The sequence below is a fragment of the Paenibacillus roseus genome, from assembly GCF_016424485.1.
In the GTDB taxonomy this organism is placed as follows: Bacteria; Bacillota; Bacilli; order Paenibacillales; family Paenibacillaceae; genus Paenibacillus_D; species Paenibacillus_D roseus.
Map to the genome: position 1 here is coordinate 64,345 of NZ_JAELUP010000004.1, position 20,755 is coordinate 85,099.

At 46.3% G+C, this 20,755-nt stretch carries 17 protein-coding genes, 1 pseudogene and 1 riboswitch; of the genes and pseudogenes, 17 read left to right on the forward strand and 1 reads right to left on the reverse strand.

All coding sequences use genetic code 11. The features are described 5' to 3' along the window. The 17 genes and pseudogenes from JFN88_RS01880 to JFN88_RS01955 form a co-directional block, all read left to right on the forward strand. On the forward strand, window positions 1–1,429 hold a 1,429-nt coding region (locus tag JFN88_RS01880; RefSeq protein WP_332908414.1), incomplete at its 5' end, for an immunoglobulin-like domain-containing protein. A 77-nt stretch (window positions 1,430–1,506) separates the two neighbouring features. Beyond that, the gene (locus JFN88_RS01885) at window positions 1,507–2,868 is read left to right on the forward strand and encodes an S-layer homology domain-containing protein (protein ID WP_199017593.1); all 1,362 of its coding nucleotides are present in this window, start codon (window positions 1,507–1,509) and stop codon (window positions 2,866–2,868) included. Between the two features lie 285 nt (window positions 2,869–3,153). After that, window positions 3,154–3,280 (forward strand): annotated as a pseudogene (locus tag JFN88_RS24320) (response regulator); the annotation flags it as partial. Between the two features lie 187 nt (window positions 3,281–3,467). Next, the gene (locus JFN88_RS01890; RefSeq protein ID WP_199017594.1) at window positions 3,468–4,061 is read left to right on the forward strand and encodes a YdeI/OmpD-associated family protein; all 594 of its coding nucleotides are present in this window, start codon (window positions 3,468–3,470) and stop codon (window positions 4,059–4,061) included. A gap of 140 nt (window positions 4,062–4,201) precedes the next feature. Beyond that, window positions 4,202–5,215, forward strand: a complete 1,014-nt coding sequence (locus JFN88_RS01895) for an LLM class flavin-dependent oxidoreductase (RefSeq protein WP_199017595.1) — start codon at window positions 4,202–4,204, stop codon at window positions 5,213–5,215. 87 nt (window positions 5,216–5,302) lie between these two features. After that, window positions 5,303–6,520 carry a M20 metallopeptidase family protein gene (locus JFN88_RS01900; protein WP_199017596.1) on the forward strand — a complete coding sequence of 406 codons (1,218 nt, stop codon included), beginning with the start codon at window positions 5,303–5,305 and terminating at the stop codon, window positions 6,518–6,520. Window positions 6,521–6,828: 308 nt separating this feature from the next. Further along, window positions 6,829–7,806 carry a CehA/McbA family metallohydrolase gene (locus JFN88_RS01905; protein WP_199017597.1) on the forward strand — a complete coding sequence of 326 codons (978 nt, stop codon included), beginning with the start codon at window positions 6,829–6,831 and terminating at the stop codon, window positions 7,804–7,806. A 1-nt stretch (window position 7,807) separates the two neighbouring features. Beyond that, entirely contained in the window at window positions 7,808–8,764 is a 957-nt protein-coding gene (locus JFN88_RS01910; RefSeq protein ID WP_199017598.1) for a PHP domain-containing protein, read from the forward strand. Window positions 8,765–8,772: 8 nt separating this feature from the next. Next, on the forward strand, window positions 8,773–10,137 hold the full coding sequence (locus JFN88_RS01915) for an MATE family efflux transporter (RefSeq protein WP_199017599.1): 1,365 nt from the start codon (window positions 8,773–8,775) through the stop codon (window positions 10,135–10,137). Next, a complete protein-coding gene (gene phnW, locus JFN88_RS01920; protein WP_199017600.1) occupies window positions 10,134–11,243 on the forward strand; it encodes a 2-aminoethylphosphonate--pyruvate transaminase in 1,110 nt (369 codons plus the stop codon). The genes JFN88_RS01915 and phnW overlap by 4 nt, the downstream gene beginning before the upstream one ends. Window positions 11,244–11,246: 3 nt before the next feature. Next, entirely contained in the window at window positions 11,247–12,077 is an 831-nt protein-coding gene (gene phnX, locus JFN88_RS01925) for a phosphonoacetaldehyde hydrolase (RefSeq protein WP_199017601.1), read from the forward strand. Beyond that, the gene (locus JFN88_RS01930) at window positions 12,049–13,407 is read left to right on the forward strand and encodes an aspartate aminotransferase family protein (protein ID WP_332908415.1); all 1,359 of its coding nucleotides are present in this window, start codon (window positions 12,049–12,051) and stop codon (window positions 13,405–13,407) included. The genes phnX and JFN88_RS01930 overlap by 29 nt, the downstream gene beginning before the upstream one ends. 163 nt (window positions 13,408–13,570) lie before the next feature. After that, window positions 13,571–14,953, forward strand: coding sequence for an extracellular solute-binding protein (locus JFN88_RS01935; RefSeq protein WP_199017603.1), 1,383 nt, complete (start codon window positions 13,571–13,573; stop codon window positions 14,951–14,953). 252 nt (window positions 14,954–15,205) lie between these two features. Further along, a complete protein-coding gene (locus JFN88_RS01940) occupies window positions 15,206–16,135 on the forward strand; it encodes a carbohydrate ABC transporter permease (protein ID WP_199017604.1) in 930 nt (309 codons plus the stop codon). A gap of 20 nt (window positions 16,136–16,155) precedes the next feature. Beyond that, complete coding sequence (locus tag JFN88_RS01945; protein WP_199017605.1) at window positions 16,156–16,986, forward strand: carbohydrate ABC transporter permease; 831 nt, start codon at window positions 16,156–16,158, stop codon at window positions 16,984–16,986. Continuing rightward, window positions 16,983–18,098, forward strand: a complete 1,116-nt coding sequence (locus JFN88_RS01950; protein WP_199017606.1) for an ABC transporter ATP-binding protein — start codon at window positions 16,983–16,985, stop codon at window positions 18,096–18,098. The genes JFN88_RS01945 and JFN88_RS01950 overlap by 4 nt, the downstream gene beginning before the upstream one ends. 62 nt (window positions 18,099–18,160) lie before the next feature. Then, a complete protein-coding gene (locus JFN88_RS01955) occupies window positions 18,161–18,955 on the forward strand; it encodes a DeoR/GlpR family DNA-binding transcription regulator (protein ID WP_199017607.1) in 795 nt (264 codons plus the stop codon). Window positions 18,956–19,063: 108 nt separating this feature from the next. On the opposite strand, the gene JFN88_RS01960 is transcribed toward JFN88_RS01955, so the two are convergent. Then, window positions 19,064–20,395: an APC family permease gene (locus tag JFN88_RS01960; RefSeq protein WP_199017608.1), complete on the reverse strand. Its 1,332-nt coding sequence runs from the start codon at window positions 20,393–20,395 to the stop codon at window positions 19,064–19,066. 242 nt (window positions 20,396–20,637) lie between these two features. Then, window positions 20,638–20,748, forward strand: a riboswitch (guanidine-I (ykkC/yxkD leader). The last annotated feature ends 7 nt before the right edge of the window (window positions 20,749–20,755 follow it).

Consider the following 20,755-nt stretch of genomic DNA (forward strand, 5'->3'; position numbering starts at 1 on the left):
TAAAGCATCGTTAAATGTAGGCTATGTCTCTGGAGACTCAGCAGCGGGCGTGACGCAAGACTTGAGCTTGCCAACAGCGGGAGCGAGCGGAACGACGGTTACATGGTCTTCCAGTAACGAAACAGTAATTGCGACCAATGGAACGGTAAACCGGCCAGCGAAAACAGCGAATGATGTCATTGTGACATTGACAGCAACGATCAAAAAGGGTGATGAGCAAGAAACGAAGCAGTTCACCGTAAACGTTCTGAAGCTAACAGCGTTTAACGATGTAGAGTCGGTAGCAACGGACAAAGCATCGCTAAATGTAGGCTATGTCTCGGGAGATTCAGCAGCGGGCGTGACGCAAGACTTGACGTTGCCAACGGCGGGAGCGAACGGAACAGCGATTACATGGTCTTCCAGTAACGAAACAGTAATCGCGACCAATGGAACGGTAAACCGGCCAGCGAAAACAGCAACCGATGTGATTGTGACATTGACAGCAACGATTAAAAAGGGCGACGAGCAAGAAACGAAGCAGTTCACAGTAAACGTTCTGAAGTTAACAGCGTTTAACGATACAGAGTCGGTTCAAGCGGATAAAGCAGCTTTGAACATTGCTTTTGCCAGCGGTGAAACTTCCGTTAATGTTACGAAAAACCTGACGTTGCCGAATACAGGTGTGAACGGGACTACGATCACTTGGTCATCCAGCAATGAGGCCTTCCTTAAATCGGATGGAACAGTGACGCGCCCAGCTCATCATGTAGGTGACACAGCGATTACATTAACTGCTACGATTACGAAAAATGGAGTATCGGAGCAGAAAACTTTCGACGTCATCGTACTGAAGAACGGTCAAACAGCAGCACCTGCTGCTTCTAGCATCTTGATCATGAATAACGTGACAGGACAAAATGATCTCATTCAGGTGTCTGGTTTGCTTGCAGGAGATATCGTGAAAGTGTACAGCTCTGAGGGTGATCAAATCGGAACCGCAACGGTTGCCAGCGGCGAAACAATTGCAAGCTTGCAGATCACACAGCTTGGCGTAGAGGCTGGATCCGTGAAAGTTACGGTTACCCGCGGAACTTTGGACGAAAGTGAGAAAGTCACGGTTAATTATGCGAAAGAAGGAACGAAACCGTTTGTTATTTCCGAAAATGAATTGGTTACGACCAATGGTATTTCCGCGACAGTTACGGTTACCCCAACTGCTGGAACAGCGCATACTGGCAAAGAAGTTGTCGTCTTCCAACTGATGAAAGGCACCGAGCCAATCAGCATTGTTGTGTTGGAAAAAGACATTGTTGCTGCAGAGAAACTGACTGCGCGCTTTAATGTATCTGGTACAGGTTATTCTGTTAAGGTATTTGTAGTTGATTCTTACAGTGGAAGCTTTACAGAGGTTGGTAACAGCCTTGCATCCGCCATCGTTTTGGAATAGTTAACGTCATTTAATTCCTGTAATCGAACCCGCCCACTCCCGGGTTCGATTATTCTATGAAAGAGAGGAAATGTACTGTGAAGTTTCGATTGTTCAAGATCATGCTAATAGCCGCACTCTTGCTAATATCTCTTCCGTTAAGTGTTATGGCCGAACCTACGAATGTGACGTTAAAGGATGTTGCCAATAAAGTACAAGGGAATTCGTTAACGGTTGAAGGAACAACTAGCTATGAGGAAATCCTGATTAAGATTATTCGTCCAAATGGCACTGTGTTTTATTATGATGTAGTAATCCCTGATACTACTGGGAAGTATATGGTTTCAGTTACATTGCCGAGCAATGCAGATGTAGGAACGTACACGATTGTAGCGGGTAAGGGTACTGATGTCGTAACTGGTCAATTCAACGTATCTGCCTCCAATCCGGGTACAGGCAATCCGGGTACTGGAAATGGTAGTGGCGGAGGAGGCGGCGGAGGTGGTTTGCCACCGACGAATACAGCTACTGTTCAAGCAGCCATTGGCGGGACGGTGACCCTGAATGGGGTAACGATCAATTTCCCGGCAGGAGTCCTGGGCAGCAATATCAAAGTAACGGTAGAAAAGGTAAGCGATCCTGCAAAGTTGCCAATTGATGCTTTGCAACGATTGGTTAGTGATGTCTTTGAAATTACGAAAGACAAAGACGGCCTATTCGATAAAACGGTAACGATCACCTTGCCGTTTAATAAAAGCAAGGTAGAATTAGAAAAATTTGAAACTAAAATTTATTGGCTGAATGAAACGACTGGTAAGTGGGTTCCTTTGGATAACCAGCAGATTGATTTCAATAACGGAACGATCAGCGGTACAGTCAATCACTTTACGAAGTTTGCTGTTCTCGCTACAGAGAAGCAAAAGCCGGCAGAACCGGAAGTGGCTCTGACTGACATCAAGGGGCATTGGGCAGAAGCGAGCATTGTGGGGCTTATTAAGCTGGGAGCGATCAGCGGTTACCCGGATCATACCTTCAAGCCTAACAACAATATTACGCGGTCAGAATTTGTTTCCGTTCTAGTTAAGGCCTTCCAGTTGGAGACCTCAAATGGCAAAGTTTACTCCGATACAGCTAATCACTGGGCAAAAACTGCTATTAGCACAGCTGCAGAGCTAGGAATTGTAAACGGATATAGCGAAACGACCTTTGGTCCAAACGATCCGATTACTCGTGAGCAAATGGCAGCAATGATTGTAAAGGCTGCCAAGCTTCCATTAGTAGAGGAAGGCAAAACGTTTACAGATAGCTCGGATATCTCGGGATGGGCAGTACCTAGCATGGCTGCCGCGACTTCAAAAGGATTAATCGGCGGCTACAATGGTTCATTAAGACCAAAAGGGAATGCGACTCGTGCAGAAGCGGCGGCGGTCATTCTAAAAGCAATCTCTATCAATAAGTAAAATCATTAGTATTACATTAGAAAATCTGCAATATTAATAGCTTATACCAGTTGTCTAAGAGGACCAGAGCCGCGGCTTTGGTCCTTTTTTCCATTCCTATTACTAGCGCTAGCTGGGGCAGCAGCTTGACAAACAGGAGAAAGCAGCGAAAGGGCAGAGGAATTCTGGAGAAACGGTAGTGCTCGCCTGTAAAGCGCGATTCCCCCTGCAAACCTCATTGCATACAGGAATCGGGCTTTAACAGCGATCGGAAGAATCCGCGAAAAGAACAATATCCCGATCATTATTTTGAGTGCAAAAAGCGAGGATGCTGACAAGATATTGGGCCTTCATATAGGTGCCGATAATTATGTTACCAACCGTTCAATCCGATGGACTTGTAGCCCGCGTGAGGTCCCAATTGAGAAGGTATGTGACTTTGGGTATTTTATGAAGGCATTAAAAAAAAATCGATTTAAACGGACTTACGCTGGACAAATCGGCAGTTGAATGGCAAGATACGACTGTTCCTGTTATCATAAAGATTGCGAGATATAACGGTGAGGGCAGACCGGAATTTTCGGGGGGTCCGAACTCTAACAGAAGCGAGGAGTTACTTGATGACTAATAGTAGAATGAATTCTAAAGTTGATGAATTTTTGGCTAAAGCTACCAAGTGGAAGCAAGAATATGAGAAGCTCAGACATATTGCTCTTGACTGTGAGCTGACTGAAGAAGTGAAATGGATGCATCCTTGCTACACATTTGATAAGAAAAACGTCGTATTAATACACGGGTTCAAAGAATACTGTGCGCTTCTATTCATCAAAGGCGCCTTGTTGAAAGATCCGCATGGAATTCTAGTCCAGCAAACGGAGAATGTGCAGGCAGGGCGGCAAATCCGCTTCACCAATATTCAAGAAATCGTTGAAATGGAGCCTGTTCTGAAAGCCTATATCAATGAGGCCATTCACATTGAAAAAGCGGGTCTAAAAGTAGATTTGAAGGAACATAAAGAATACATTATTCCTGCGGAGTTTCAACAAAAACTCGATGAGCTGCCCGCCTTGAAAACAGCTTTTGAAGCATTGACGCCCGGACGGCAAAGAGCGTACATCCTGCATTTTTCTCAGCCCAAACAATCCAAAACCCGGGAGTCCAGGATTGAAAAATGTATGCAGCAAATTTTAGACGGGAAAGGATTGACGGACTAAAAGAAAAAGCCCGAAGAAATTTAAAAGTTGACAAATAATCGGGATGTAACTATATTAATTCTAGTAGTTTAATTCCGATTATTTTGATTTGTTTAAATGGAAGTAAAATGAATGGCATTATTAAAACGAGGTGGAGCACGTTGTCAATTCGATTGAGCGCATTAGACAGGAGCCCTGTAAATAAAGGGGAAAATCCGACAGATGGTATTTTAAACACAGTGAAGCTGGCGCAAAAAGCGGAAGAATTGGGATTTCATCGTTTCTGGGTATCGGAACATCACGGTTCTGATGCATTGGCCGGTTCTTCTCCCGAAATCCTGATTTCTTATTTGGTATCCCAAACCAACCATATACGTATCGGCTCGGGCGGCGTCATGCTGCAGCACTATAGTCCCTATAAAGTAGCGGAAAATTTTAATTTGTTGTCGATTTTGGCTCCCGGCAGGATAGATCTTGGCGTCGGCCGAGGCCCCGGAGGGCTGCCGCGTTCAACGCATGCCCTCACCCCGGCCGTAAACGGGGAACCGATATCGCTTGAGGATAAAATAGACAATTTGAATCGTTACCTTCAGCCCGATGGAGTCGAAGGACTGCGCGCGCAGCCTGTTCCGACCTCCCCGCCAGAGCTGTATGTGCTCGGGACCGGCCAATCCAGCGCCGAATTGACGGCTGCACAAGGACTTCCTTACGTATATGCGCATTTTATTAACGGGGACGAGCCTTTGCTCAAGGAATCGTTATCGACATATAGAACGAAGTTCAACGCAACCAAGGGAGAAGTACCGGAACTCATTTTAGCGATCTATGTGCTTTATGCGGATACCGATGAAGAAGCCGAACGCCTCGCAGCGGAACAGGTGACCTATCAGGTTCACTTGCAAAGCAGCGGCAAAACGCTTTCGATTCAATCCCTGGAGCACGCAGAGAGAATTGGTCAGCAGGCCAATGAACCGTACACCATCAGTTCGAAGCCGACCAGCATTATTTATGGTACCAGGGAAACGGTTGTACGCAAGATTCTTAATATTAGCGAAGCTCATAACATCGAAGAAATAATGATTTTGCCTGCCGTTCATAAATTGGAACAAAGACTTCAAACTTATGAATGGCTGTCTGCTGATATCAAACAATATCAGGAAGCGGAGAAGGTTTAATTACGAATGGAATGACCGAATCATCAAGCGAAGAAAGCCCGAGCGGAGCAAGAAGCAGGGCTTTTCCGCATTTAAAGGAGGAATTTGATGACAGAAGGCATCTTGGACTATATCGATTCGTTAAAAGAAGAGATCATTGCAATTCGCAGAGATTTTCATCGCATCCCGGAGGTTTTGTTTGATATTCCCCGTACTTCCGCCAAAGTAGCCGATTATTTGCGAGCTTTGGGACTGGAGGTGCACACCCATGTAGGCAAGCACTTTGGCAAGGGTGTGATCGGCATTCTCGACAGCGGCAGGAGCGGTCCTACTATTGTTCTTCGAGCCGACATGGACGGGCTTCCGATCAAGGAAGGCCATCAGCATTCATTTCGCTCAGAACACGATGGCTTGATGCATGCCTGTGGCCATGATGCGCATATGGCGATACTCCTGGGAGCTGCCAAGGCACTTGTTCGCTATCGCGATCACCTGGCGGGAACGATTAAATTTGTGTTCCAACCGGCTGAAGAAAGCGCCGTCCCAAGTCCTGTTGACGGACGAATGATTAGCGGCGGCAGGGATATGATTGAGGCGGGAGCGCTGGATGACGCCGATCTTTGTTTTGCGCTTCATGTGTGGCCGGAGCTTCCAGCAGGTACGATCGGCATCCATCGCAGCCATGCAATGGCGGCTTCCTCACATTTTCATATCTCATTTCAAGGAGTAAACGGGCATCACAGCACGCCGCATCTGGCGGTGGACGCTCTCTCCATGGCGACTCAGTATATTACGGATGTTAAATATGCGCTTGCAACGGAATTGAATCCGTTCGAGACCAATGTGTTATGTTTTGGAACTCTCCATGCCGGAACAGCGATCAATGCCATTGCCGGAGAAAGCAAGTTAAGCGGTACATATCGGGTTTTAAGCTCGGAAATGGTAGACAAGCTGCACCGCATATTGGAAAGTCGGGCGGAAGCTATAGCCAGTGCATACGGAGGAAGCTACTCGTCTCAATATCGACTGGGAACGCCGCTTATCAATCATAAGGCTGCGGTGGAGCTGACAGTGCAGGCAGGCAGAACATTTTTAGTCGAGGAAAGCGTCGTATTGCTCGATAGGCCCAGCCTCGCGGGAGAGGATTTTGCTCTATACGTTCAGAAAATGCCCGGGGCTTTCGCCTTCCTTGGTATTGGAGACCCGTCAGGGGAACCCGTCTATCCGCTTCATCATCCGCTGTTTGAGGTGAACGAGGATGTACTGACTGTTGGGGCCAAGCTTTTCGTTCAATGGGTAAAAGAAGCAATAAAAACAGACGTATAAGCCCGGAAATCGGATAAGAGAGCGGACTTTCACCGCCTAGTCTCCCATGACGGGCGCACAATACTCAAGACACGGAAACCTCTTCCGTGTCTTTTTTTATTCCCATAATGGTTCCATTTAACCTATCGTTTCTTTCATATTGTTTTTATGTGGTTTATCGTTGTGTTAACTTTGTAAAGCGACCGTTAAATCTCTCGAAAGCAGTTGAAACGTTCCGTTTTTGCGAGTATGATGATTGTGAACAACATAATTAAAACTAAAAACACAAGAAAACAACTTTAGAATCCAAACTTGGGGAGATGGATCTTGTGAAAAACAAAATTTACTTAGATCGCAACAAAACAACGTACAAAGGCAATTTGCACCTTCACACCACATGGTCGGATGGATCGCTGCCGGCCGATCAAGTTGTCGAAGCTTTTAAAGCCAAAGGCTATCACTTCATTTCTTTATCCGATCATGAGGTGTATACGAGAACGACCGAATTCAATGGCGAAGATTTCATTACATTGCCGGGAATGGAAAGAGGCGGACTGAATCTGGTTGCGGACAAAGATCCGGGTTATCACTTTGGTGTTCTTGATGATCCGACTGTAGAGCCGGAACAGAAGAGATTCGAACATTTGCAAACTTTCCCGACGCCAATCCCATGGGAAGGCGACCATTCGCCGCAGGACTTGATTGATAAGATGCGTGCCCACGGCAATCTGGTTGTGTTCAATCACCCGGAATGGCATTTGACGCGTTTTGAAGATATGGTGAAATACGATGGATTTTTCGCGATTGAAATCTATAATCACGCTACGGAGTGGTCGACGTCAAGCTCTTACGGCGCAGCTTATTGGGATCATGCACTGCAGAACGGCAAACGCGTATTCGGAACCGCTGCAGACGACTCCCATGAGCATAACCCGAATTGGAACATCCCCGAATATGGCGGTGGCTGGGTACAGGTTCAAGCGGATGCGTTAACGCCTGCAAGCATTGTAAGCAATCTGAAAGAAGGCCGATTCTATTCGAGCAGCGGGCCTGAAATTTATGATCTGCGAGTGGAGGACGGGCAACTGGCGATTGAATGCTCGCCATGCAAGTTTATTATGTTTAAGGCATTCCCACTGAGAGGACCATTCGTCGGGAATTTCGAGAATGGCGAACCGCTGACGTTCGCATCCATGACCATCGAAGAGGACATGCAGTACATTCGAGTGGAATGTGTTGACTTTGAAGGAAAAGTAGCTTGGTCCAATCCGGTGTTTGTCGCCGATCTGCTCCAGGAAGGGGAATAAAATGAAATCGATCATCTATCTGGACGGGAGAAAGCTCAAATATAAGGGGAATCTTCATACGCATTCTACACGAAGCGACGGACAGTATGAGCCTGAAACGGTCATCCATGCTTATAAGAACAAGGGCTATGACTTCATGTGCTTGAGTGATCACGAAATTTATTTCAAATCCGATGCGTACGACGATGATCGCTTCATCATGATAGATGGTTATGAAATGGCATGTGAGATGAGCTGGCAGAAGATGGCCCAGCAGTATCATATTCATGGCTTGCTTGATCGGTCGTTGCAATCGGACTGCGAATTTGAGCATGACGAAGAACATGCGAAGCCGGATTATGAAAGCCTGGATACCATTCAGGAATTAATTGACGACATGCGGCATAAAGGCAATTTGGTCATTATGAACCATCCGGAATGGTCCCGGAATAAACCGGAGGATTTATTGCAGTTGAACAACTATTTTGCCATTGAAATCTACAATCATCAGTCAGAGCTTGATGAAGCGGTTGGCTTCGGGGTTAACCACTGGGATTATCTCCTGAAAAATGGCCGGAAAGTGTTCGGGATTGCGGGAGATGATGCCCATGGCGGGGAGATAGACGCCGCGATTTCCGAGTTCTTCGGAGGCTGGGTTGAGGTAGAAGCAGAAAAGCTGGAACAGCAATCGATCATTAACGCCTTAAAGAGCGGCCATTATTACTCATCAAGCGGCCCGCAAATTACGGACCTTCGTGTGGAGGATGGTTTTATCAAGATCGAATGCTCACCTGTAAAGTTTATTAAATTTATTACGCATCCTTTCAATGGTCGCACTTTATATCACCAAGATGCCTCTTCAATAAGCACAGGAGCTTACAGGATTGAAGGCAATGAGCAATATATCCGTATCGAATGCGTGGACTTCGCAGGCAATATCGCCTGGTCCAACCCCATTTTTCCGGCGGATTTGCAGTAGGAGGACATTTGAGCACCTTGGATTTGCAATTCCGCATCGATATGAGGAAGCTCGTCCTGCCATCGGTATTACAGATGCTGGTCGGGAATTCATTCTCTCTGATCAACACGCTGATGGTTGGAAGTTTGGGAGACGCAGCCGTTGCAGCTATTGCAGCAGCAGGTCAAATCAGTTTCATTCTCAGTATGATTTTATCCGCCATTTTCGGGATAACCGCATTCATTACACAATTTTACGGCAAAGCAGACAGGATGAATATGAGAAAAGCATTTGGTCTTATGCTCATTTCCAGTGTCGTCATTACTTTAGTAGTATGTGCCTTGGTGTCTGGGTTCAAAGAGCCGATCTTATCACTTTTTATGAAAGATGAAGTTGCTGTTGCATATGGCGTTCATTATTTATCGGTTATCGTATTTGTTTACCTGATTAATTCCATCAAAGATGTCTACGGGAGCGCGCTTGGCTCAATCGGTCAAGTGAAGCTGACGCTGGTTGTCGGCGTGATTGCGATGATTGTGAATGTAGGATTGGATTATGTCCTCATTTATGGAAAATTGGGATTTCCGAGGTACGGCATTGTCGGCGCGGCTTGGGCAACACTCGTTTCATCGATGATTGGCGCAATTCTGTTAATCGGTTACGTCTATTGGAAAAAATACGAAATTAATCTCAAATTAAGAGAACTATTTTCATTGGATTGGCCTTTCATCAAAAAAGTATATGGAACAACGTTGCCCCTTCTGTTTCATGAAGGAATGTGGTCGATCGGCAACATGCTTTATGCCGTTGCATTCGGTCATCTTGGCGTAGCTGCCCTTGCGACTTTTCAACTGGCGAACACATTTCAAGGGTATTTTATGGTCGGAATCTTCGGCTTCGCCTATGCGGCTAAAGTGATGATCGGTCAAAAACTAAGCCTGGAGAGTCCGGACGAAGCGATTGTATACGCGCGCAAATTCACCCGGATTGGATTGTATGCCGCATTGATCGCAAGCGTAGTCATTCTTCTAATAAGTCCTTTTCTCTACAAGTTGTTCCCGAATCTGAGCACGGAAGTGCAGTCATCTTTCCGCAACATCATGATTATTCAAGCTTTGGTCATGGTCATGTTCTTCTTGAACAATTTATGGATTGTGGGCATGTTCAGGGCAGGTGGCGACAACCTGTATACGATGAATTTAATTTTGATTACAACGTGGGTTATCACGTTGCCGCTTGTATTTGCTGGCGCGTACTGGTTTCGTTGGCCGGTAGAATGGGTGTATCTGATGTTCACGCTGGAGGAAGTGTCAAAGGCCTGTATCGGGTTCTTTAGATATCGCTCCAACAAATGGGCTCGGAATCTCGTGCGTGACCTACAGGAGGAATTATGAGCAATCCCTATTTATTATTGACGCCTGGCCCGCTATCAACGACGTCGTCCGTTAAGGAAGCGATGCTCAAAGACTGGTGTACCTGGGATGACGACTATAAGCAAATTGTGCAGTCGATACGAAGCAAGCTGCTTCAAGTCGGCCAAGTATCGGAAGCGCATTATACGACCGTATTCATGCAAGGCAGCGGAACATTCGGAGTCGAAGCTGCTATTGGAACGGCAGTACCTGCAGACGGCAAGCTCCTCATTCTGGTTAATGGCGCCTACGGCACCCGTATGCAGGACATTGCGAAGGTGCTTGGCATCCGATCCGAAACATTGGTGTTTGCTTTTAATCAGAAGCTGGATGTGGAACAAGTAAATGAAGCGCTGGAGCGGGACGATGAGATCACACATGTTGCCTTTGTCCATTGTGAGACGTCGACAGGAATTTTAAATCCGATTGACAAATTGATGAAGGTCATTAAACGACATCGTAAAATCGCAATTGTTGACGCGATGAGCAGCTTCGGCGGCATTCCGATAGCAGTGGAGGATTTGGGCATCGATTACGTCATCAGCAGCGCCAATAAATGCATTCAGGGCGTTCCCGGCTTCAGCTTCATCTTGTGCAGGATAAGTGAATTGGCCAAGTGCGAAGGCCGTGCCCGATCCCTGTCCTTGGACGTGTACGACCAATGGCGGGTAATGGACAGCGAACCGGGAAAATGGCGGTTTACTTCTCCTACACATGTCGTTCGCGCCTTTCATCAGGCATTGATCGAACTTGAGCAAGAAGGCGGGGTGGAGAAACGCCACGAAAGGTATGTGCTTCACCAGTTGGCGTTAGTTTCCTTGATGGAGAAGGCAGGCTTTGCTACTCTTCTTCCTAAATCTTTGCAATCGCCGATTATTACAACGTTTAAATATCCGCTCCATAGCGAATTCACATTCGAATCGTTCTATCGTTTTCTTAAGGAGAAAGGCTTTGTGATCTATCCTGGAAAGTTAAGCGAGGAACATGTTTTTCGAATTGGCACAATCGGTGACATCAGTATGGAAAAAATGATTGAGCTTGGCAAGGCTGTGTCTGCGTATGTGACGGACATAATGGGAGGGCAATGAACCATGAAAGTGAATGGCGTAATTATGGACTGGGCAGGTACGGCAGTGGATTACGGATGTATGGCGCCTGTCCACGTATTTATCGATATATTCAGATCCAAAGGCATCGAACCGACGCTGGAGGAAGTACGGGCTCCGATGGGACTGCTGAAATGGGATCATATGAAAACGATGCTGGAGATGCCTCGAATCGGGAAGCTGTTTGAAGAGCAGATGGGGCGTCCATATAACGACAGTGATGTCGATGAGATGCACGAAGAATTTGAACCGAAGCTGCTTGCGATTCTTCATGGTTTCGCAGAGCCGATTGAGCATGTCGTAGATGTTGTCAAGCAACTGCGGCAGGCTGGCTTGAAAATCGGAGGTACGACCGGGTACAACGACGTGATGATGAAAATTGTTGCCGACAAAGCGGAGGAGTCAGGTTACGCGCCGGATTATTTTGTCACACCGGATGGTGTGAAAGGTAAAGGCCGCCCGTCGCCATATATGATCTATGCCAACATGATTCAATTGGATATGGGAGTGCCATCACAAGTTGTGAAGGTTGGCGATACGGAATCAGATATGCAAGAAGCAAGAAACGCCGGGGTTTGGGCCATAGGTGTCATCAAAGGAAGCTCCATGCTGGGTTTGACCGAAGATGAAGTCGACCGTTTGGAAGCGGATGAGCTAACAAGCTTGATGGACGTCGCAAGAAGCCGGTTCATGCAGAGCGGAGCACATGCTGTTATTGAAGACATGTCACAGTTGCCTGACATTATTGAAACCATTAATCATCGTTTGCAGGAAGGGGAACAATCAAGTGGATGTAAAACCCTTTTTAAGAACTGAAGGGGATATTAATTTATCGAACGAGCGTCGTGAATGGCAGGAGAATCACTTGAGCCAGCAAACGTTGGATGTATTGGAGGAAGACAGTCGTTATTTCCTTCATCAGTCGATGTCCACGCCCTGCTTGAATGTGATCACGGATGCCGAGGGTATTTATTTGGAGGATATGGACGGCCGCAAAATTATAGATTTTCATGGCAATAGCGTCCATCAAGTTGGGCATAAAAACCGTTATGTCATCGATGCAATGAAGAATCAGCTGGATGAATTGCCTTTTTTACCGCGTCGCTATACGAGCCCTATTGCCGTTAAATTGGCCAAGAAGCTGGTGGACCTGGCGCCTGGCGATCTGAATCGGGTATTATTTACGCCGGGCGGTACCAGTGCGGTCGGATTGGCGATGAAACTTGCGCGGAAAGCAACGGGGAAGTTTAAAACCATATCGACATGGGATTCCTTTCATGGCGCTGGTCTGGATGCCATTTCCGTTGGAGGCGAAGGGGTATTCCGCAATCAGATCGGACCGCTGCTGCCGGGCGCCGAGCATATGATGCCATACAATTCGTATCGCGGTCTCTTCAGTGGCAGTGAAGATAGCGGCATGAAGTCGCTGGAATATCTGGCGTATATGCTGGAGATGGAGAATGATATCGGGGCAATTATTATGGAGCCGATACGGAGTACCGATGTTCAGATTCCTCCTAAAGCCTACTTCCAGAGAATTCGCCAGCTTTGTGATCAATATGGCGTTCTTCTCATATTGGACGAAATTCCTGGAGCATTCGGAAGAACGGGGAAAATGTTCGTCCATGAGCATTATGATATTGTCCCGGATATCGTCGTGATCGGCAAAGGGTTCGGCGGAGGGGTGTTCCCGATGGCAGGGATCATTGCCCGCGAAGGCCTGAACGTAGCTCAAGATATTTCGCTTGGTCATTACACCCATGAGAAGAGTTCAGTAGGCTGTGCGGCTGCATTGGCTACAATTGAATTCATTGAAAACCACAATCTGCTGGCTCATGCCGAGCAAATGGGCGTATTCATGGAACAGCGTCTTAAGGAAATGATGGACAGGCATGAAATTGTTGGAGATGTGCGTGTTAAGGGAATGCTCGCAGGGGTGGAGCTTGTCACGAATCGTCAAACGAAAGAAAAAGCAGTAGAAGGAGCCGAGAAGGTCATGTACCGTTGTCTGGAGAAGGGCCTTAGCTTTAAAGTTTCGAATGGCAATGTTATTACTTTGGTTCCGCCCCTAATTGCCACACAAGGGGAGGTAGAACAGGCGTTGTCCATTTTGGAGGAAGCAATTGGAGACGTTTTTACAAATTAAAAACAACATTATTTCATAATAAACAACAAGAAAACAAATAATCAATGTGTTTTAATCTTCTTTTTACACTCGAAACGTATACTTGGTTTGTAGGACAAAATGATCAACAACAGAATGAGTAAGCAAAAAATGAGTGAGGACATCTTAATGAGGAGCTGAACAAATGAAAAAGCTTATTATTGCTGCTTTGAGTATGGTCGTGAGTGTAGGGTTATTGGCTGGTTGTGCACCGAACAAAGGATCGGATTCCCCGGTGACGCAAGGCAATTCCGGTTCTGCCGGCAAAGGAGAGAACACAAAAGTCGTGACCATTTCTGTTCGTGAGAACAATTGGGGAGCGCGCAAAGATAACTTCGTCGAAGCCGAGAAGCGTGTCAATGAAGATTTGAAAGCGGAAGGCGTTCAAGTGAAAATCGATTGGTGGCCGGGAATTGGCGATGACGAGCTGATTCTCCAGGCGCAAGCTGGCAAAGCAGCGGACGTCTTCATTAATTCCAGTGTGGATATTGGATGGCAGCGTGACGCAGGAATCATCCAGGCTGTTGACTGGGTGAAAGATTCTAAAGTGTTTAAGAACGTGCCGGAATCGTATACAAATATTATGCAGTACGAGGGCCATTATTATGGCGCTATCCAGGACATGGATGCTTCCCCGGTATTCATTAGCCGCAAAGCGCTGCAGGGTCTCGGTTGGACGGACGAGCAAATCAATGGTTTGAAGGGCCGTGTAGATTCCGGAGACTTCACATTCGGCGATTTGGTCGATCTGGCAGACGAAGCGAAGAAGAAAAGTCTGGTAAAAATCGGCTTCGCCGTAGAAGACATCCGATTCGAAGGTTGGAACTATACGTTCGGCAATTATAACTATAATCCGGAACAGAACAAGATGGTTCTTGCTGCCAAGGCGAAGGATGTCTACTCTTTCTGGGCTGATGCGGTGAAGCGCGGAGTCATTGCGGAAGGCATCGCAGATATTGATACAGATAAGGCTGCGCCTATGTTTGTCAAAGGAGACGTTTTTGCTGAGTTTGCCCGTACGGAATTTTATCAAATGATGCGCGAAGCCAATGGAATGAAAGATAATATCGAAGGCTACAATGCCTGGTTCAAAGAAAATGTGGTATGGATTCCCGTACCATCAGCGACCAAAGGCGGCAAGCCGTCCTCGTACAGCAACCCGGCTATGATCTTCGTAGGTCCTAAAGTCGATGATGCGAAAATGCCATACGTGCAAAAACTGATTGAACATGTTCTTGATGCTGATCTGCAGGTCAACCATACGATTGCCAGCGGAAAACTGCCTGTCACGCCTGAAGCTCAAGCGGACCCGCGCTTTAAAGAAATGGAGTTCTACAAAGACCATGCATACCTGGTTGAGTTCACTCGGACTCGTCCGCCACAACCGGATTATGCTGTCTTTGTTAAAGGCTATACGTTGGGCGTAGACGCGATTCTGACCAAAGGCAAGTCCGCAGATGAAGCGTATGACTTATTCAAAAAGGATGTTAAGCAAAATGTTCCTGCGGATCGGGTCATCATTGAATAAGGCCAGGCCTGCGTGTGAAAGGTTCTTCCGATCGCTGTTGTTCCCGGATTTCTTGAATGAACGGTAGTAACAGGGGAAATCCGGGAACAAAGGCGAGCGCTCCGCTTCTCCAGAATCCTTTCACACTCCGGTTACCCGCCACCGTGTCTTAAGTACAACTTATATAGCAAGAGTCTTTCTTAACGGAAGGTGCTCTAATCCAGGTTAGGGCGCCTTCCATTTCATTTTAGCGAAAGCTGGTGAATGGTCGGTATGGAAAACGCAGTGCCTCAAGCGTACAAAAAACCGTTCAGCAAAAAAATCTATCCTTATTTGTTCATTATGCCGTTTGCGTTGCTGGTATTTGTCTTTTTCATCTTGCCTGCCATCGCGACAGTAGTAATGGCATTTACGGATTTAAATGCATCGTTGAAACCAAAATTCGTCGGCTTTAGTAATTTTGCGAAAATATTCTCGGACTACAATCTGCCGCAAATATTATGGAATTCAGCTATCTTTGCTGTTTTGTCTTTAGCCTTCTCCCTGATCTTTGCGCTGATTATAGCTATTGCGACGCAATATTTTCTGAAAGGCAAAGTATCAGCCGTTATCTACAGAGTGCTGTGGCTGATTCCAAGTATTATCCCTGCTGTTGTCTATGTTACATTTTGGAAGTACGTATTCGATCCTACGGATGAAGGATTTCTTAATAGCTTGATGCATGACTTCGGCATCACCACTGATCCTGTGTCCTGGTTTACGAAAGGCGCGATGGGAATTGTAATCCTGGCGACGATCGTTTCCACCATTTCGGGGGGCATGATCTTGTTATCAGCTGCTATTAACTCCATCCCCGAAGACTTATACAAAGCCGCCCGTGTTGATGGAGCGAGTGAGAAGTCGGTTATTTTCAAAATCATTCTGCCTACTTTGAAATGGCCCTTAATGTATATTACCATCTCAGAGCTGATCGGCTTCGTATCGTCGTACTTCTTCATCATGCTTTTGACAAACGGAGGACCGATGAGAGATACGACAACCTTGTCTCTCTATGCTTATCAGCAGGCCTTCAACCTCAAGTATTACGGTTATGGTGCGGCCGTTTCATTAATTGTCGTGCTGATTTCATTTGTGCTGACTTTATTTTTCTTACGCCTGTTCGATTTTGACCAGATGATTAAACGCTCCAGAATTGAGGATTAATCCAGGGAGGAAACAGCCCGATGTCAACAAGTACGCTCAAAAAAGCGCTTGTACACACGTACATGACGTTGTTTACGCTGCCTATTGCGGCTATGATCGTGTGGTACTTTCTTGCGGCGACCATGAACTTTACAACCGGACAATTCTCCTTGGACAATTTCTCGTTTTTCCAGGAGCCTGTTCAATATTCCGGAGTGAAGCTGCCGATGATCTGGCCGATTGTTTTGAATACGATGATGTATTCGATATTAATTGTGATCATTGAGGCGTGCATATCTGTGCCTACTGCGTATGCCTTCTCAAGACTGGATTTCAAGGGAAGACGATCCGCAATGAAGTTTTTGTTCCTGATGCGGTCCTTTCCGGGCATCACCCTTATTATCGCGACTTTCTTTATCCTTGTGCAGATGAATCTGGTTAATACGTATTTGGGCGTTCTGCTTGTTGCGGTTACCGGTTCCTTGCCTGGGCGCGTCTATATTATGAAAGGTTTTTTCGACGAAGTTCCATGGGATATCGAATGGGCAGCCATGGTCGATGGATGCACCCGATTTGGCGCTTTCAAGAAAGTGCTGGTTCCTTACGTTCTTCCCGGAATCGGAGCAATTGCGGTATTCTCGTTTCTCGGCGCTTACGGGGAATGGTTTTTGTTCAAGCTGCTTATATTCAATGACGATATGCTGACGCTTGCCGGCTATTTATCCAAACTGGTAACGAAAGAAAATCAAATCGTCAATTACGGTTTGATTACCGCCATCGGATTATTCTATACGCTGCCTATTGTTGTGTTTTATATATTCACCCAGAAAATATTCATGAAGGTGAACTTGGGAGGAGCGAAGCAGGTATGATTACGTTGAAAAATATCGTCAAGGCATATGACGGCAAGCAAGCAGGCAACAAAGCTGTGGACGGCTTGAATCTGGAGATTAACAAAGGCGAATTCGTAGCTTTGCTCGGACCTTCCGGGTGCGGGAAAACGACGACGTTAATGATGCTTGCAGGACTGCTGAAACCAACAGCGGGAGAAATCTATTTTGGCGAGCGGCTGGTCAATCACGTGGAGCCGAAAGACCGCAATATCGGAATGGTCTTTCAATCGTATGCATTGTATCCGCATCTGACCGTCAGGGATAACATTGCCTTTCCGTTAAGAGAACGGAAGATTCCCAAGCAGGAAGCCTATGCGCGCGCCAAGGAAACGAGTAAGATTTTGCAAATCGATCATTTGCTGGATCGTAAACCGTCTCAATTATCGGGTGGGCAGCAGCAGCGGGTAGCAATGGCGAGAGCGCTCTCGAAGAATCCGGAAATTCTGTTGCTGGACGAGCCGATGTCCAATCTGGATGCAAGATTGAAGCTGGATGTACGGGACGAAATTCGCAAAATCCAGTTGAGCCTGGGCGTAACTACAATTATCGTCACCCATGATCAGGAAGAGGCGCTGGCGATTTCCGATCGCGTGGCCATCTTGAACGGCGGCAAAATTCAGCAATACGCCGCACCGCATGAATTATTCAATTATCCGATCAACTTATTCGTGGCAAGCTTTCTGGGCAGCCCTCCGATGAATCTGGTGGACGGCAAGCTGGAGGACAAATCCGGGGACCAGGTTGTGGTGACAGATGGCTTTGAATACAAACTTCCGGAGGACAAAATATTGGACCGGACCTATATGGGGAAGACGATTAAATTCGGTATTCGGCCGCATGACCTTGTAGTCTGTGACAAAAACGATAATCAGGCGATTCCGATGAAGGTTGATTTGGTTGAGCATCTGGGCAGCGGGAAGCTGGTGAAGGTGACGGACACGCAGGGAAAACTCGAAACGATGATCCGGTTGCTGACGGATAATGAAAAAGAAATCCAGCCGGGAGATTTGATTTATATCAAAGTCAAAGCAAATAAATTTCATCTTTTCGATATGACAAATAACGGCCAAAGTATATATTATACATGTTAACATTTGGTATAATGGTTGCGATAAAGTAAAGATTATATTTTCGAAAAAAAGGGGGGAGTAGAGTGTCGCTTGCAGGAGAAGAACGGCGGATAGGCATAATGACTCTGCTCAATGAGAAGGGGAAAGTCATTGCGAGCGAGCTTTCCCAGTTGTTCGAAGTGTCAACGGAAACGATCCGAAGAGATCTGGATGAACTGGAGAAAGATAATAAGCTCAAGAAGGTCTATGGCGGCGCAGTCAAGTTCAAAGTGGAAGTAGAGCCGGCCCACTACGAAAGAGAGATTATTCGTGCGGAAGCAAAGCGCAAGATCGGTTTTCTGGCCGCGGGGTTAATCGAGGACAACGATGTGATTGTCATTGATGAAGGAAGCACCGCCCTGCAAATTATTCATTTTCTGGATAATAAACATAATCTGACGATTTTGACCAGTTCCATTCCTGCTCTTATGCTGCTGATTGAACATCAAAAACGGGGAATTTTTGACGGCAAGATTATATTTATTGGCGGAGAAGTCAATGCCAAGCATCTGCGCGTGTCCGGGCCAATTGCCGAGAAAATAATGGAAGATTTCTTCGTCAATAAATCGTTTGTTTCTGTGGACGGGATTTCATTGGAACACGGCGTTACGAGCTATGACTATGATCGCTCCTTTTTCACAAGGAAATTAATAAACTGCTCGGAGACCTCGATCGTAGTGGCGGATCACTCCAAAATTGCAAAACGTACGGTAGCCAAAATTACCGATCTGGCAGATATTCACATTGTGGTGTCCGATCAAGCCCCTCCTGAAGAATGGGCAGCAGGATTGGACAACCTTAATTTGCGCTGGATACATGACTCTAAAGAGGTGAATTAACAAACGGTCAGCCTGGCAGGAGCAACTGTCAAGCTGCTAACATAACAACAGCCCTGTAGACACAAATCTGCAGGGCTTTTCGTTATTTTATGAGATTCAGGATGCATGTCAACTCTCGGAAATCGTTACCGTTGCTTCCCGCGAGGAAGCAATGGTTGTTTTTTGCAAGGCGTAATAAACCAGACCGATCACAATCCAGGCTGACCCTAACATTAAGGAAGCCTTGTCGAGCTGTGTGATCAGGTAAAGAATGAATCCGGCGCCAAGGAGCGGACAGATCAAGCGCAGCAGCAAATCTTGGGGAGAACGCTGCCTTTGCCTAACAATATAGTGGCATATTACGGAGAGATTGACGAAGAGGAATGCGGTTAACGCGCCGAAACTGACGAATTTGATTGCAGTCTCCAGACTGATAAATAGAGCGAAAAGCGAGATGATGCTCACCAGAATAATATTGAACACGGGAGTCCTGTACCTGGGATGGACAGATGCGAACTTTCGGGGCAGCAGGGAGGTGCGCCCCATAACGAACAGCAGCCGGGTCACAGTCGTCATGGACGACATCCCCTGCGACAGGATAGAAAAGATAATGACAAAGGTGAAAATTGCCGCCAAGGTCCCGCCGCCGATCATCTGCATCAGCTCGTAGCCTGCGGAGTCGACATTCGAATATTTGAAAGCGGGGTACATTTGCTGAATTAAATACGCGGTTACAAAATACAACAGGCCAGCGGTAACTACAATAATCAAAATGGCGCGGGGGATCGTTTTCTTCGGCTCCTTTGTTTCTTCAGCCATTGTCGTAATGGAATCGAAGCCAAGGAATGAAAAGCATACGAGAGACGCCCCTGCAAGTATAGAGGTTAAGGAAACACCTTCGCCGCTGGCAGCAAACGGATCTAACCCCGCAGTAATTCCACCGTTCATTGCCTTGTAAACAAGCAGCGCACAAAAGCCGCTAATAAACAAAATTTGCATGAGCACGAATATTTTGCTGATATTCGCTGATGTTTTAATCCCAATAATATTAATGACCATAATAATTAACGTCAATAACAAAATCCAAATGTACGAAGGGACCGCGGGGAATTGGGCGTTCAGATTAATGCCGAACATGAGAACTGCCACAATACAGGAGAATAGATAATCGAGCAATATTGCCCAGCCCACCACAAACCCGACGAGCGGATTCATCGCCTTGGAGACGTAGGTGTATGCCGAACCGGATACAGGAAAAGCGGAGGCCATTTGCCCGTAGCTGGATGCTGTGAAAATAATAGCTGTAAAAGCAAGCATGTAGGCGGCAAGCAGCATTCCTCCCGAACCTTCATGAAGAACCCCGAAGCTGGTAAAAAAAATCATCGGTGACATCCAGGCAAGACCCATCGTGACGACATGGGATAAGGATAAATCCCGTTTGAGCACATTGTGATTTGACATGCGGTTCCCCTCTTTCGATGTGTAATCTCTGTGAAGAAATTTAAATGTGTAATATTATCTAACGCGAATAAGAACAATTTGAATATAACAAGGTTTTTATAAGTCTGTAAATAAGAATATATGTTCTGTTTCAGGACTGAAAAACGGATGTCTTCTTCTAAACACGCATAATTTTAACTACGAAAAATTTATATATTGCGTTTATTTGATTTTGATGTTAGTATTTCTTACATAAACAAAATAAAGATGTTTTCTAGGGTTCCGAGCTATAAAAGAGGCTGGCTGGTCCGAGAGAAAACGCAGTTATTGCAATAAGCAGTAGCTGTCCACGGCGGGATAAAAGCCCGGGAGAATCTGTCA